At 68.7% G+C, this 15,624-nt stretch carries 12 protein-coding genes; 8 read left to right on the plus strand and 4 right to left on the minus strand.

Features of this window, described 5'->3' with window-relative positions:
- Window positions 1-19: 19 nt before the first annotated feature.
- A complete protein-coding gene (locus tag P0084_RS08290; RefSeq protein WP_308916362.1) occupies window positions 20-589 on the minus strand; it encodes an RNA polymerase sigma factor in 570 nt (189 codons plus the stop codon).
- Window positions 586-774, minus strand: coding sequence for a NepR family anti-sigma factor (locus P0084_RS08295; RefSeq protein ID WP_308916363.1), 189 nt, complete (start codon window positions 772-774; stop codon window positions 586-588). The genes P0084_RS08290 and P0084_RS08295 overlap by 4 nt, the downstream gene beginning before the upstream one ends.
- A 110-nt stretch (window positions 775-884) precedes the next feature.
- On the opposite strand from P0084_RS08295, the gene P0084_RS08300 reads away from it, so the two are divergent.
- Window positions 885-1,676, plus strand: coding sequence for a response regulator (locus tag P0084_RS08300; RefSeq protein WP_308916364.1), 792 nt, complete (start codon window positions 885-887; stop codon window positions 1,674-1,676).
- A 211-nt stretch (window positions 1,677-1,887) separates the two neighbouring features.
- The gene (locus P0084_RS08305) at window positions 1,888-2,616 is read left to right on the plus strand and encodes a Crp/Fnr family transcriptional regulator (RefSeq protein WP_308916365.1); all 729 of its coding nucleotides are present in this window, start codon (window positions 1,888-1,890) and stop codon (window positions 2,614-2,616) included.
- A gap of 51 nt (window positions 2,617-2,667) precedes the next feature.
- Here P0084_RS08305 and P0084_RS08310 read toward each other — a convergent pair whose 3' ends face one another.
- Together P0084_RS08310 and P0084_RS08315 are read right to left on the minus strand one after the other, a co-directional pair.
- Window positions 2,668-2,880, minus strand: coding sequence for a hypervirulence associated TUDOR domain-containing protein (locus P0084_RS08310; RefSeq protein WP_308916366.1), 213 nt, complete (start codon window positions 2,878-2,880; stop codon window positions 2,668-2,670).
- A 6-nt stretch (window positions 2,881-2,886) separates the two neighbouring features.
- A complete protein-coding gene (locus P0084_RS08315) occupies window positions 2,887-3,774 on the minus strand; it encodes a formate/nitrite transporter family protein (RefSeq protein WP_308916367.1) in 888 nt (295 codons plus the stop codon).
- 135 nt (window positions 3,775-3,909) lie between these two features.
- Here P0084_RS08315 and P0084_RS08320 point away from each other — a divergent pair, with 135 nt between their 5' ends.
- The 6 genes from P0084_RS08320 to P0084_RS08345 are packed head-to-tail and all read left to right on the plus strand — an operon-like array spanning window position 3,910 to window position 15,591.
- Complete coding sequence (locus P0084_RS08320) at window positions 3,910-5,754, plus strand: autotransporter assembly complex protein TamA (protein WP_308916368.1); 1,845 nt, start codon at window positions 3,910-3,912, stop codon at window positions 5,752-5,754.
- The gene (locus P0084_RS08325) at window positions 5,754-10,712 is read left to right on the plus strand and encodes a translocation/assembly module TamB domain-containing protein (protein WP_308916369.1); all 4,959 of its coding nucleotides are present in this window, start codon (window positions 5,754-5,756) and stop codon (window positions 10,710-10,712) included. Before P0084_RS08320 ends, P0084_RS08325 begins: the two co-directional genes overlap by 1 nt.
- Window positions 10,713-10,716: 4 nt before the next feature.
- Window positions 10,717-11,349, plus strand: coding sequence for a paraquat-inducible protein A (locus tag P0084_RS08330; protein ID WP_308916370.1), 633 nt, complete (start codon window positions 10,717-10,719; stop codon window positions 11,347-11,349).
- Window positions 11,313-11,951 (plus strand): paraquat-inducible protein A, encoded by a 639-nt coding sequence (locus P0084_RS08335; RefSeq protein WP_308916371.1) that lies wholly within the window; start codon window positions 11,313-11,315, stop codon window positions 11,949-11,951. The genes P0084_RS08330 and P0084_RS08335 overlap by 37 nt, the downstream gene beginning before the upstream one ends.
- Entirely contained in the window at window positions 11,948-15,028 is a 3,081-nt protein-coding gene (locus P0084_RS08340) for an MlaD family protein (protein ID WP_308916372.1), read from the plus strand. The genes P0084_RS08335 and P0084_RS08340 overlap by 4 nt, the downstream gene beginning before the upstream one ends.
- 23 nt (window positions 15,029-15,051) lie before the next feature.
- Window positions 15,052-15,591 carry a PqiC family protein gene (locus tag P0084_RS08345; protein ID WP_308916373.1) on the plus strand — a complete coding sequence of 180 codons (540 nt, stop codon included), beginning with the start codon at window positions 15,052-15,054 and terminating at the stop codon, window positions 15,589-15,591.
- The last annotated feature ends 33 nt before the right edge of the window (window positions 15,592-15,624 follow it).

Genomic DNA, 15,624 nt, shown 5'->3' on the forward strand with positions numbered 1-15,624 from the left:
CGCCACGCGCGTTCGATCATTACATGCTGCCGTTTTGGAGCGACGAGACCACGGCCATCGTGGCCGAGTCCGTCAGCTCGAACGCATCCTCGTCGTTGATTCCCATCAACTCGGACAAACGAACGCGGCCACGGTTGACGCGGCTCTTGATGGTACCCACCGCCACGCCGCACGTCTCCGCCGCCTCCTCGTAGGCGAAGCCGGACGCGCCGACCAGGATTAGCGCCTCGCGCTGTTCGGACGGCAACTTCGCGAACGCGGTCTCGAAATCCATCAGGTTCAATCGGCCATCGTGGTCCGGCTTGCGCGACAAGGACGCCGTGATCGCGCCGTCGCTGTCCGGAACCTCACGCTTGGCCTTGCGCCGGTTCGAATAATACGTGTTCCGCAGGATCGTGAACAACCAGGCGCGCATGTTCGTGCCGGGCTGGAACTTGTCCAGATTGGACCAAGCCTTCACCAGCGCGTCCTGAACCATGTCGTCGGCGAGCGACGCGTTGCGGGTCAAAGATACGGCGAAGGCCCGCATGGCGGGTAGATGCTCGACGATTTCCTTCCGCGGGTCTGGCGCGGCTTCGTTCTTCGTCATGCTTCCTCTCCGGTACGGTTCGACGGTGCGTCGTCGACGGTCGGCGGAACCTCTCCCTTTTCGAGTTGAGACAGAAGCTGTGCGAAACGGTCCGGGATATCCTCCTGGAGGACGGAGTCGTACACCCGTTTGAGATTCGCATCTATCAGCTTGTCGACCTTGGGATTTTCATCGTCTGTGTCCATGCGTTGTTTGCCTGTTTGCGGAACCGGTCGGCTTAGATCTTTCGTTGGAACACAACACGACGGGGGATAGTTGGTTCCGCGCACAACCTTGAGACGGACAGACACATTCGATGGATACCACCGCGGAGATCAGCCAAGCGCTGCCTTATCTGCGCCGATACGCGCGCGCGCTCACCGGGGCGCAATCGAGCGGGGACAACTATGCCGCCGCGACCTTGGAGGCGATCCTCGCGGACCGCACCCTGCTTGGCGAAACCGGTTCGACGAAGACGGATCTCTTCCGCACGTTCCACGGCATCTGGTCCACATCCGGGGCACAGATCGAAGTGCAGGAGGACGATGCCCCCCGCAAGGCGGCCCAACGCCACCTTTCCCGGCTGACGCCCAACACGCGCGAGGCGTTGCTGCTGCACACCGTCGAGGAGTTCAGCTACACCGACATCTCGAAGATCATGTCCATCGCCCAGACGGAGGCCGAGGAACTCGTCGATCTCGCACGCCGCGAGATGGCGGACGCCGTATCCGGACGCGTGATGATCATTGAGGACGAGTCGATCATCGCCATGGACCTGGAAGCCCTGGTGGTCGAGATGGGGCACCGGGTCACCGGCGTCGCACGGACCCATCGCGAGGCGGTCGCGCTCGCCGGCGAGGAGATGCCCGACCTCATCCTGGCGGACATCCAACTGGCGGACAATTCCAGCGGCATCGAAGCCGTGAACGAGGTCATGGGCGATCTGGGCACCTGCCCGGTGATCTTCATCACCGCGTTCCCCGAACGCCTGCTGTCGGGCGAGCGGAAGGAGCCCGCGTTCCTGATCGCCAAGCCCTACACGCAGGAACAGGTTCGTTCCGCCGTCAGCCAGGCCATGTTCTTCGCGTCCACCGAGACCCTCAACTGACGGGACGCGGTCGGACTTCGGCACGCCGGGTTCCGCCACGGCGACCGAAGCCCTCCCCTGCACCGGCGTTGGGGAACCACCGCCGGGAGGTCCGGGCAGCCATGGGGCCGACCCTTTTCCTCGGGCCGACCTAGGGCTAGGTCTGGCCGCACGCATTTAACTGCGACGTATGCGGACGTTACGGAACGCACGACGGGAGCGACGAACGGCGATGGTCACACGCTGCGATGCCTGCCCCCTTCGGAAGCGAGACCTCTTCGTGGGCATGTCGGACGACGAGGTGCGTCAGACCCAGCGATTCAAGGTGGGTGAACTGACGGTCGAAGCCGGCACGCCGATCCTGACCGAGGGGGCCCATTCGGCACAGCTCTTCACCGTGCTGTCGGGCCTGGGTCTGCGCTACAGCACCTTGGAGAATGGGCGGCGCCAGGTCCTGTCGTTCGTTTTCCCCGGCGATCTGATCGGCCTGCAGGGCGCCGTGATGGCCGAGATGACCCATACCGTGGAGGCGCGGTCCCGCATGCGCCTTTGCGTCTTCGATCGCGCCGCCCTGTGGAACTTCTTGAAGCACGCGCCGAGCCGGGCCTACGACCTGACGTGGATCGCGGCCACGGAGGAGCACTTCCTCGGCGAAGCTCTGACGACGGTCGGACAGCGCACCGCGGAGGAGGCGGTCGCCTGGGCGCTGGTCAAGGTCTGGAAGCGCGCGCGCGCCCTGCTTCTCATCGACGGAAGCGCGATGAACCTGCCGTTCAAGCAGCAGGATCTGGCCGATGCGCTGGGCCTTTCCCTCGTTCACACCAACAAGACCCTGGCGAAGTTCCGCGAACGCCAGATCGCCACCTGGCGGGACGGACAACTCAGCGTCACGGACCTGGACACGCTCGCGGCCATCGGAATGGTCGGGACGGATGACCCGCCCCCGCGACCGTTGTTGTGACCAAGGGTCGGGTGCTACGCCCTGGGACGGAAGGTCCGTCCAGGCGGGGTCCTATTTCTTCTTCAACTCCGACTCGGATTTCAGGACACGGTCGCCGTCGTCCTGCTCGATCATGAAGGCCGGCTCGTCGTCGGACGCATCGCGCGTCACCTCGTTGCCCTTGATCGTGCGGGTCACCTTGTCCGTGAAACGCTCCGTCACCTTGCCCGATCCGGTGCCGTTGCCCCAGTTCCATTCGACCGTGTCGCCCTTTTGGATACCCATCGTCGTTCAGCCTTTCCTGTAGAGGGGGCGGCGGTGCATCTCGTCCTTCACCTGACCATGCGCCAACAGCGAGAAGATCGCCGTGCCGCCCACGATGTTCCCGGCCAGCACCGGGAGGAAGAAGGTCAGGAGACCTTCCACGAATCCTGTATGCCCCCGCCAGACCAACCAGCCCCATTCGACCGAACCGGCGACGACATGGGTGAAGTCACCGGCCGCGATCAACCACGTGAAGGTCAGGATGATGGCGAACTTCCCCGAGTTGCGCTGCGGCAGCATCCAGACCAACGCGGCCACGAGCACGCCCGCGGGGATGGCCCGGAAGAAGGCCTCGCCCGGGGGGAACCCGGTGGCATGGACCGACAGGCTGTCGATGGCCGGATGGAACACGGGATCGATCGCCGGCGTCAGCGCGAACAGGGCGGCGATGGCGAAGCATCCCACGACGTTCGCCGCGAGCACGATGCCCCACAGGCGCAGCATCCGCATGACGATGCCGCGCGACGGCTCGGCGATGACCGGCAGGACGGTGGTGATGGTGTTCTCGGTGAACAGCTGCATCCGCCCCAGGATCACGATCAGGAATCCCAGCGAATAGCCCAGGTTCTCCACCAGGTACGACCATCCGGCATCGGGCAGGTATGTGCGGAACACCGCTTCGCCCAGGACGGACATGGAGATCATCATGCCCGCCGCGATGCCGGAATAGACCAAGCTCCGCAGGGGGCGGGTCATCTCCTCCTCGCCATCACGGCGCACGACCTCGTAGAGGAGCTTCGGTGCCAGCTTGGCGGCATCCTCTATCGCCTGCTCCTCGACCTCCGCATGGGCGTCCTCGGCGCGCTCCGCCTCCGCACGCGCGGCGTCGACGGCGTACCCGGTCGTCATCGTCATGCAGCTGGCCCCCGGTGGTATGCAGGATCACAACGACACCCGGCGCCGTCCCGTTCCGCCGCGACCGCGATCGCCTGGCCCCGGCGCGTAAAATCGGTTTGCCTCCCCCCGCATCGTCGTTAACTGGTGGGAACGATGGACAATCGCGCGTTGCACCCCGTTTCCACCACCCCCGCCCAGCGGGGGGCCCGCGCCCGATTGCACCGATCGGCCGCTGCGGTTGCCCTTTGGCTGCTCGTTCCGGTCGCGGCGGACGCGGCGCAGTTGCAGTTGCGCCTGGGTGGGGACGACGATCTGCGCGACGGCCTGCGGGCCGCGTCGCTGCTCGAGCAAACGATCGACGAGGATCCGAACGCTCCCCGCCGCGACATCGTGGCTGCGGCGCAGGCCGATTACCGCCGTCTGCTGGCCGCCTCGTTCGAGGCCGGGCATTTCGGACCCGTCATCTCGATCCTCGTCGACGGCGTAGAGGCGGCGGCCCTCCCCGCCATCGGGTCCGACGCGCCGGTGGGCACCGTCGTCGTGTCCGTGGACCCGGGGCCGCGCTACCTGTTCGGACAGGCCCAGATCGGGCCGGTTCCGCCGGGGACCGAGCTGCCGCCCGGCTTCGCCGTGGGGGAGCCCGCGGGCACCGACGTCCTCCGGGACGCGACGGCGGCGGGCATCGATGCCTGGCGTGGCGACGGCCACGCGAAGGCCGAACTGGCGTCGCAGGATATCGTGGCGGACCATGCGGTGGACCGGGTCAACGTGGCATTGCGCCTGAACCCGGGTCCGCAGCTGCGCTATGGCGGCCTGGGGGTGGACGGGAACGAGGCGGTGCTCGAACGTCAGATACGCCGCATCGTCGACCTGCGCCCCGGCCAGGTCTTCGACCCCGAGGAGATCCGACAGGCCGCGCGGCGGCTACAGCGCACGAACGCCTTCCGGTCCGTGACCATCACGGAGGCCGAGGAGGCGAACCCCGATGGGACGCTGGACATGCAGGTCGACGTCATCGAACGACTGCCCCGCCGGTTCGGATTCGGCGCGGAGGTCGGATCGACCGAAGGTTTGGCACTGTCGGCGTTCTGGCTGCACCGCAACCTGACCGGCTATGCCGACAACTTCCGGGTCGAGGGCGAGGTTTCGGGCATCGGCGGGGATTCGGGGGGCGCCGATTACCGCATCGGCGTCGACTATGTCCGCCCAGCCACGTTCAACAGCGAGACGGACCTGCTGCTCGGCGCCGAGTTGGAGCGCCTCGATCAGCCGGACTTCACGTCGGACCGGTTCGAGGCCACCGCCGCCGCGCGGCGCATCGTCAGCGACGAGTTCCAGTACCAGTACGGCGTCTCCTACTCCTACTCCCGCACGGAGGACGCGTTCGGCCGGCGCGACTTCTCGATCCTGTCGCTGCCCCTTGCGGCGCAATACGACCGTCGGGACGATCCGTTGAACCCTGCCGACGGATATTACGTCGAGATGGGATTGGAGCCCTTCCAGGGGTTCGAGACGGCAGGGACGGGTGCGCGCTATTCGGCGGACCTGCGAGGCTATCAGGGGTTCGGTGCCGAACGCGGCACCGTGATCGCCGCACGCCTTCAACTGGGCGCGGTGTTCGGCCCCGATCTACAGGACATTCCCCCGGAATGGCTGTTCTTCTCCGGCGGCGGGGGCACCGTGCGCGGGCAGCCGTTCCAGGATCTCGCCATCGTTCAGCCGAACGATCGGCGCACCGGCGGACGCTCGTTCCTGGGCCTTTCGGGCGAGTTGCGGCAATCCGTCACCGAACGGATCGGCCTCGTCGGTTTCGTGGATGCCGGCTGGATCAGCGCTGACGTCGACTTCACGGGCGGCACGGACCATGTCGGCGCGGGCGTGGGCGTGCGTTACGACACGGGCATCGGCCCCATACGGGTGGATCTCGGCGTTCCCGTCAGCGGCCCGAGCGACAACGACGGCGTCGAGATCTACATCGGCATCGGGCAGGCGTTCTGATGCGGGGTCCCGTCGCATTCGCCACTGCCGCACTGCTGGCCGTACCGGTCTGGGCACAGGACGACCGCGATCCCGGCTTCCTGGCCGGCCTGATCGAGGAGCAGTTGAACAGCCCCGGTCTGAACGTGCAGATCGACGGGTTCGACGGAGCCCTATCGTCGACCGCGTCGGTCGAGGAACTGCGCATCGCCGACGACGAGGGCACATGGCTGGTCATGCAGGACGTCGTCCTGGACTGGAACCGGTCCGCCCTGCTGCGCGGACGCCTGGAGGTCGAGGAGCTGTCAGCCCAGACCATCCGTCTGGAACGTCTTCCCCTGCCGGCGGAAGGGGTCGAACCCCCCGCCGCCGCGGCCACGGGATTCAGCCTGCCGGAGCTTCCCGTCTCGATCGACGTCGAAGCGTTGCGAGCCGAACGCATCGAATTGGGCCAGACCGTCCTGGGTCAGGAGGTCGCGCTGTCGCTCGCCGCGTCGGCGCGGCTGGCCGACGGATCGGGGGCCGCGACGATCGAGGCACAGCGTCTGGATGGCGTGGGCACCTTCTCGATAGCCGCGAGCTATGATGCGGAGACACAGGCCCTGGCCATCGACCTGGACGTCCGGGAAGCGGAAGGCGGCATCGCGGCCACGTTGCTGAACCTGCCGGGCGCACCCGCCATCGAACTGACCGTCGCGGGCGAGGGTCCGCTGGATGCCTTCGCCGCCGACATCGCGCTGGCCTCCGACGGGGTTCCGCGACTGGACGGGCGCGTCGCGCTGAACGGGACCGACGAGGGGCGCCGCTTCGACGTCGATCTGGGCGGCGACGTGACGGCCCTGTTCGCGCCACGGTACCAATCGTTCTTCGGCGACGACGTGCGTTTGGTTGCCAATGGGCTGCAGGGGAACGACGGGCGGATCGTGCTGGACGACCTCGATCTGACGACCCGTGCGCTGGTCTTGCGGGGCGAGGTGCGCCTCGGCCCCGATGGTTGGCCGGAACTTCTCGACGTCACCGGGCGCCTGGCTTCCGCCAATGGCAGCCCCGTGCTCCTGCCGCTGGAGGCGCGGACCGAGCTGGCCTCGGCCGACTTCGCCCTGACCTACGATCCGGCGGCGTCGGACAACTGGCTCCTGTCCCTGGAGGCGGCGGGTCTGGATACCGATCAGGTGAACCTCGCCCGCGCGACCCTGACCGCGGACGGCGTCATCGCCCGCGACGGCGGCACCGTGCAGGCCGCGACCGCGGTGATCCGAGGGGCGTTGGAAGGGTTATCCTTCGCCGATCAGCGCACGGCGGGCGCGGTGGGCGACCGCGTGGATCTGTCCGCGGACGTCGACTGGCGGCAAGGCGGACCCGTCACGCTGTCGGGGTTGACGGTCGCCGGTGCGGGATACGGTTTGGACGGCGACGTCGTGGTCGACGTCACCGCCGAGACGGGCTTGCCCATCGAGTTGGACCTGTCCGCTTCCGCTGAGCGCCTGGCGCAATTCGCGGCCTTGGCGGGGCTGGATCTGAGCGGCGCGGCGCAGGCACAGGTGAATGGCACCTACGACCCCATCGGGGCGACGTTCGATCTGGAACTGTCGGCCGCGACCGACGACTTGGGCCTGGGCATCGCGCAGGTGGATCCGCTCCTGGCCGGGCGCACCACGGTGGCCGGCAACGCGCGCCGCACGACGGAGGGGTCGTTCCTCGACGGGTTCCGTATCGAGAACGAGCAGATGCGCGCCGCCGCCGACGTCGCCATCTTCGGCGAGGACGCGGTTCGGGAAGACGGTCGCACCGGGCAGGCCGTGATCCAGGCACGGATCTTCGACGGAACCCTGATCGACCCGCGCCTGGACGGCGAGATCGCGCTGGACGCGGACGTGGCGCAGGACTCCGCAGGCGTCTGGGCGGGCGACGTGGCCTTGACCGCGCCCGAAGGCGTGGCCGTCACCGCGCAGGGCACGCTGACGGGCGACGCGCCCGATGTGACGTTCGACGCTACCGTGCCCCGCATCGCGGCCTTCGTTCCCGACATCCCCGGTGGCGCGCGATTGTCGGGACGCGCGTTCCAGCGCGACGGAGTCTGGAACGTGGCGACCGACGTCGCGGGCCCCTGGGACCTTACTGCGCGGATCGAAGGGCCGGTGACGGGCGACGCCCCGCGGATCGCCTTCGCCGCCGAATTGCCCGACCTGTCAGCCCCCGTACCCGCCACGGCCGACATCGCTGCGCTGCAGGGCGGCGTTCGGTTGGACGGCACCTTGTCGCAGGCCGACGGGGTGTGGTCCGTCGATACGGTCATGGCGACCGAAACCGGCATCGTCGCGCAAACGGAAGGCGTCGTCCTGGGTGCCCCCCTGGATCTGGCCGTCGCGGCCGACGTCCCCGCGCTGGAAGGCTTCGCCGATGCCCTGCGCGACATTCCGCCCCTGACGGGTGCCGCCAACCTGACGGGCCGCGTCACCCAGCCCGACGACGCCATCGTCGTCGACCTGTCGCTGCGGACAGCTTCCGGCATCACCGCTGCCGTGGACGGTCCGGTCACGGGCTCCACGCCGAGGGTCGCGATCGACGCGCAGGTGCCGGAGGTGCGGGACTTCATCCGTATCTACGTCCCCGCGCTCGAATCGATCGAAGCGCTGCAGGGCCCCGCCATCTTGGAGGCCGTGGTCGAACGGACGGATGGCGCGTGGACCGCCGACGCCAGCGTCGATGGACCGGCGGGGCTGACCGCCCGCGCCCGTGGCGACCTGACCGGCGACGACGCTCTGGACCTTGCGCTGGCCGTCACCGTCGCCGACCTGGCCGCGTTCGCCGACCTCGCCCCCGGGGTCGAGGGGCTGAACGGCGCGCTTTCCATCGACGGCCGGTTGGAGAACACCGAGGCCGGGTTCGCGCTGGTCGCCGACGCCCGCGGTCCCCAAGCGGTCCGCGCACGGGTCGATGCGCGGCTGTACGGCGTGCTGACCGCGGACTTCGCCCTGATCGCGCCGGACGTGTCCGCCTTCGTCCCCGCCGTGCGGGGCGGACTGGACGTCACCGGCACGGCCCGGCTGCCCGACACGGGCCCGGAAGTCATCCTGTCCGGCACCGCGCCCTTCGGCGTGACCCTGGACCGGGCCGTCGCGCGCCTTCCGGAAAGCGGGCCCGTGATCCAGGCCACCGGCACCTTGGCCGACCCGTCCCAGTTCACCCCTCAATTGCAGGGTGCGATCGACTTCGACGTGGCCGCCGAGCAGGTGGACGGCGCTTGGCGCGTGGAGGCCGACGCATCCGGCGCGCAGGGATTGCGCGTGACGGTGCAGGGCATCGCCACGGGCGAGGATGCGGACCTGACCGTCAGCATCGACGCCGCCGATGTGTCCCCCTTCGCGCCGGGGCTTTCGGGTCCTCTGGACGCCGACGGGCGGCTGTTCTGGAACGATGGCGGCTATGCCTTCGACGTGGATGCCAGCGGCCCCCTGGGGGCGACCCTGTCGGCCGAGGGCCAGTTGACCGGCCGTGCGCCGGAGGCGACGTTCGACCTGTCGGTGCCCAACATCGCCCCCCTGGTACCCGATCTGAACGGTCCCCTGCGCGCGCGGGGCACCGCCCGCCAGCAGGGCGAGGTGTGGGCCGTCGACGTCGCGCTGGACGGACCCGGGGGCACGACCGCGCGGGTCGCGGGGACCGCCGGTGCCTCGATGGACCTGACCATCGACGGGCAGGCCCCCCTGGGGTTGGCGAATGCCTTCATCGCGCCGCAGCGCATCACGGGCACCGCCCGGTTCGACCTGGCCCTGCGGGGCGCCCCCGCACTGGAGAACCTGTCGGGCACCGTGGCCACCACGGGGGCGGCCCTGTCGCTGCCGACGCTGCGCAATGGGCTGATGGGCATCGACGCGACGGTGAACCTGTCGGGAAGCCGGGCGCAGGTCACCCTGTCCGCCGGGGTCGAGACGGGGGGCCGTCTGTCCGTGACGGGCCCCATCGGCCTGACCGCGCCATTCGACGCGAACCTTGCGGTGCAGTTCGACGTGACCGCGACGGATCCCAACCTCTACACCGCCGATCTGCAGGGCAACCTTTCCGTCGCAGGTCCCCTGACCGGCGGCGCACGGATCGCGGGCACGATCCTGATCGACGGGGCCGAGATCTCGGTCCCGTCCTCCGGCCTGACCGGCGTGGGCGACCTGCCGCCGGTGACCCACGTCAACACCCCTCGTCCCGTCCGTCGCACCCTCGCGCTGGCGAACCTGGACCAGCGCCCGGAGGGCGGCGGCGCGGCGGGCGGCGGGGGTGGTGGTCCAGGCTATGGCCTCGATATCCGCATCACGGCGCCGAACCGCATCTTCGTGCGGGGTCGTGGTCTGGATGCCGAACTGGGCGGGGACATCGTCGTGCGCGGCACGACGAACGCGCCGGTCGTATCCGGCGGGTTCGAGCTCGCGCGGGGACGGTTGGACATCCTTCAGCAGCGTTTCGCGCTCGACGAGGGGTCGATCACCTTCCAAGGCGATCTCGTACCCTTCATTCGGCTGGTGGCCATCACCCAGACCGACGCCCTGACGGCGTCGATCATCGTCGAAGGTCCCGCCACGGAGCCCGAGGTCCGTTTCGAATCGAGTCCCGACGTTCCGCAGGAGGAGATCCTGGCCCAGATCTTCTTCGGCCGCGACCTTTCCGAACTATCGCCGCTGCAAGCGATTCAGCTGGCGAACTCGGTCGCGGTATTGGCGGGACGCGGAAGCGGTGGCCTGCTGGAACGCCTGCGCGGATCGGCCGGGCTGGACGACCTCGACGTCACGACCGATGCCGACGGCAACACCGCCGTCCGAGCCGGCAAGTACATCAGCGACAATGTCTATACCGACGTCCAGGTGAACCAGCAGGGCGAGGCGGCCATCAGCCTGAACATCGACGTGACGCCGAACCTGACGGTCCGCGGTGCCACCGGCGCGGACGGGGAAGCGTCGGTGGGCTTGTTCTTCGAGCGGGATTACTGATCCGATGACCTCCGCCGCGCCCCGCGACGATCTGGTCTGCTGCCCGGTCTGCGATGCGCTCCACACGCTGGACGCCACGCCCGAGGGTCGGCGCGCCCGTTGCATCCGCTGCAACACGGTCCTGTCGAGCGGCGGCCCGGAGGCGATGATGCGGGTGGTGCTCCTGGCTTCCGCCTCGCTCATCCTGATGACGATCGTGATCTTCTTCCCGTTCCTGCAACTGCGGCAGGGGGTGTTCACCGCCAAGGCATCCGTGTTCGACACGGTGATGTCGTTCTCGCAAGGCGTCATGGCGCCCCTGTCGCTCGCGGTGGGATTGTTCATCATCGTCCTGCCGGTCGGGCGCCTGACGCTCCTGATCTGGGCATTGGGGCCCTTGTCCTTCGGCACCAGCCCGTGGCCCGGCGCGCGCTTCGCGCTGCGCTGGGCCGAACGCATACGTCCCTGGGCCATGGCCGAGATCTTCATGATCGGCGTGGCCGTGGCACTCGTGAAGCTGGCCGACCTCGCGACGTTGACCATGGGACCCGCCTTCTGGTCCTTTGCGGCGATCGTCGCCATAACGGCATTCCAGGACACGCAGCTGAGTCGACACTCGATATGGACGGCACTGGACACGGCGCGCTCCACGCGCTGACCGCGCGCGAGGCGGGCCTGATCGGCTGTCGCACCTGCACGCGCGCCTGCGCGCCGGAGGACGCCCTGTGCCCTCGCTGCGGCGCGCCCTTGGCCAGCCGGGACGTGACGTCGCTCCAGCGCGTCTGGGCCTGGTGGCTCGCGGGCGTCCTGTTCTTCGTTCCGGCCAACGTGTGGCCGATGCTCATCACGTCGACCGTGGGCCGCGCGCAGGAAGCGACGATCATCGGCGGCGTGATCGAGCTGTGGCATTACGGGGCCTATGTCGTCGCGATCATCGTGTTCGTCGCCTCCATCCTTATTCCGGTGGGCAAGTTCATCGCGATCGCGTATTTGGCCCTCGCGGTGCAGTTTCCCCGCGGCCACCGTCCCGGTCCCCTGCTGCATCTGTTCGAGTTCGTCGAATTCATCGGTCGCTGGTCCATGATCGACGTCTTCGTCGTCGCCATCCTGGCCGCACTCGTGCAGTTCAGCCTGCTGGCGTCCATCAACCCCGGCCTGGCGGCCATCTGCTTCGCCGCCTCGGTCATCTTCACGATGCTGTCCGCCCTCAGCTTCGACAGCCGCCGCCTCTGGGATAGGATCGACGCAGCCGCACCATGACCGACACGCCCCCCCCTTCGCCCACACGAGCGACGCCTCCCGCCCCAAAGCTGGAACAACGCCGCCGCCGTCCGATCCTGTCGGCCGTCTGGCTGGTGCCGCTCGTCGCGATCCTCGTGGCCGGCGCGATCGCATGGCAATCCTATCGGAACCGGGGCGAGTTGATCTCCATATCGTTTCCCGACGCATCCGGCGTCACCGTGGGCGAGACCACGCTCCGCTACCGGGAGGTCGCCGTTGGCATCGTGGAGGACGTGGGCTTCAGCGCGGATCTTGATTCGGTCAACGTCTATGTTCGCGTGAACGCGGACATCGCCCCCTATCTGGACGAGAGCGCGAGCTTCTGGATCGTGCGGCCGGAGGTTTCCGCCCGCGGCGTCGAGGGCCTGACAACCATCCTGTCGGGGACCTATATCGAGGGAACCTGGGACAGCGTGATCGGCGACCGCGTCAGCTTGTTCGGAGGCAACGAGCGCGCGCCGATCGTGCCGCCAGGGGTGGAGGGCACGCCGATCGTCCTGCGTGCGGCGGATTCCGCCCGCCTGGATGCGGGCGCTCCCATCCTTTATCGCGGGATCGAGGTCGGGGAGGTCGCGACCCCGCGCCTGTCGGGCGACGGGTCCGAGATCCGCATCGATGCGTTCGTCCGCGCGCCCTACGACCGGCAGATCACCACGGCCACGCGGTTCTGGGACTCGTCCGGCATCTCCGTCAGCCTGGGTGGCTCCGGGGTGGAGCTGAACGTCGGCTCGCTCGCTGCGATCCTGGAGGGCGGATTGGTCTTCGACACGCTCGTGTCCGGGGGGCAGCCGATCGAGGAAGGCTACGTTTTCGACATCTTCGACGACCGCGAGTCAGCGCTCACCTCCACGTTCGAAGCCCCGGCCACGCGGTCGGTCCGGTTCTCGGCACTGTTCCCGTCCGCGGCGGCGGGCCTCGTCGAAGGGGCCCCGGTGCGCTTCCGCGGCGTTCGCGTGGGCGCGGTGTCGTCCATCACCGGCTTCATCCGTCCAGATCGACCGGGGGCCCAGCCCGAACTGCTGGCCGTCCTGTCGCTGCAGCCATCGCGCATGGGCATGTCCGACATGCAGACGGATTTGGAGGGCATCGATTTCGTTGGCGATTTGGTCGAATCCGGCCTTCGCGCGCAACTCGTCTCCACCTCGCTCCTGGGCAGCGACCTGGCGGTGGAACTGGTCGACGCGCCCGATGCGCCCGCGGAGGGTCTGGAGATCGGGATCGCCGACAACCCGCTGATCCCCACCATCGAGGGGGAGACGTCGTCGATCGCCGCCTCCGCCGAAGGGGTGCTGTCGCGCATCAACGACCTGCCGATTGAGGAGTTGCTGTTCGCCGCGACCGACCTTCTGAACAACGTCAACCGCATCGCCTCCGACAGCGACACGCGTGCCATCCCGGGTGCTGCCCTCGCGGCCCTCGAACAGGGCGGCGGTCTGGTCCGCGACGCCCGCGCCATCGTGTCCTCGCCGCAGACCGCGTCCACGCTGGCCGATGTCCAATCGATCGCCGCCGACCTGCGGGGCATCGCCGCCGACATCGCCGCCCGTGAACTGGGCGATACACTGGCCGGGACGCTCGACAGCGCCTCGGCGGCCGCGGCGAACATCGCGGCGGGGACCGCGAACCTGCAAGATCTGTCGAACACCGCCCTGGTGCTGTTCGACGATGCCGGGCGCCTGATCGCGTCGGAGGCGACGCAGGCGATCCCCGAGAACCTGAATGCGGCGGTCGAGGCGGGCCGCGCGGCCCTGGCCGCACCCGAGATCGCAGCCATCCTGAACGATACGGCGGCGGCGACCGCGTCGATCCGTGCCCTCACCGATCGCATCGGATCGGGTCCCATCCTGACGCAGGTGGAATCCGCCCTGTCCAGCATCGACGCGGCGGCGCGCGACGTCGCGACCGGCACCGCGGACATCGCGACCCTTCGGGCATCCATCGATTCCGCGGCCGCCGGGGCCGACGCGCTCATCAACGCCGCCGCCCTACAGACCTTGCCCGATCGGATCGGCAGCATCGCCGAGGGGGCCGACGGCCTCGTCGGCGATGCCCGCGCCATCGTGGCCGCCCCCGAGATTCGGACGCTTCTGGCGGACGTGCCCCGAATCACCGGCGCGCTGCGCGATGTGGCCACCCGGCTGAGCGAGGGGCCCATCCTGACGCAGGTCGAAACGGCCCTCGCCAACGTCGACGCGGCAGCACGCGACCTCGCGGCCGGAACGGCGGACATCGCCACGTTGCGCGCGTCGATCGACGCCGCCGTGGGCGGTGCGGAGACGCTGTTGACCGATCCGTCCCTGCAGGCCCTGCCCGACCGGCTGGGCGGGATCGCCTCGAACGCGGACGGACTGATCGGCGACGCCCGCGCCCTTCTGGCCACGCCCGAGATCCAGGCCGTGCTGACCGACCTGCCGGCCATCACGGAGGATATCCGGATCATCACCCGGGAACTGGCCCAGGCACAGGCCGTGGCTGCGCTGACGTCCACGTTGCAGGCCGCGGAACGCGCCGCGACCTCCATCGCGGACGGAACGGCGAACCTACCGGCCCTTTCCGCCTCCGCCGAGCGCGTCACCGCGGAGGTGGAGGTGCTCGCACGCAACCTGAATGACCTGACCACCAAGGCCAATGGCCTCGCGCTGGATCAGTTGGTGAACGCGACGACCGACCTGATGCAGACCGCCGATGCCTTTCTGTCGTCGGACGAGGCGGGCGACGTGCCCGTCGTCCTGTCCGAGACCCTGCAGGAGGTTCGCGCCACGATCGAGCAGATCCGCACGGGCGGCACGCTCGACAATCTGAACGCGACGCTGTCCTCCGCATCGGGGGCGGCTGACTCGATCCGGGTGGCGGCGACGGACCTGCCCGCGCTGGTGAACCGCCTGCAGGCGCTGACCACCGGAGCGACCACGGTCCTGTCCACCTATGACAGCGACAGTCGCGTCGCGCAGGAGTTGTTCGCGACGCTGCGCGCCGCGACCCGCGCCGCCGACGACGTCAGCTCGCTCGCGCGCACCATCGAGCGGAACCCGAACTCCCTCCTCCTGGGCCGCTAGGGCCGCCACGAAGGACCTCGACCATGCGACTGCCATATCTCCTGCCACTGGCCCTGATCGCATGCGGCGAGACGCAGTACTTCGCGCCGCCCCCCGTCACGACGGACACGCGCATCGCGGTCGCCGCGTCCACCGTGATGGTGAACGAGGTGTCCATGCCCGAATACGCGATAAACCAGGAGATACCGATCCAGCAGCCGGACGGCAGCTTGACGACGGACGGCGATCGCCTCTGGGCGGACCTTCCCGACCGGGCGCTGCAGGTATCGCTGGCCCGCCACCTGAACACGATCACCGATGCGCAGGTCGCCGTGGAGCCCTGGCCGCTGACAGGCTTCCCCGACCGGGAGGTGACCGTCACGGTCCAGGACATGATCGTGCAAGTCGATGGACGGCTGCGGTTCACGGGCAGCTATGCCATCCGCAACGACGTCAGCCGCCGCGGGCGGATCGAGACGTTCACCCTCTTCGCTCCGGTGACGGTGCCCGGATATACCGGCATCATCGCGGCGCACGAAGCCGTCTGGCTAGCCCTGGCCGAACAGATCGCCCCACAACTCTAGCTCGGATCGGCCCGGCGATCGGGCGGAACGACG

It is taken from the genome of Jannaschia maritima (assembly GCF_030973515.1).
In the GTDB taxonomy this organism is placed as follows: domain Bacteria; phylum Pseudomonadota; class Alphaproteobacteria; order Rhodobacterales; family Rhodobacteraceae; genus Jannaschia; species Jannaschia maritima.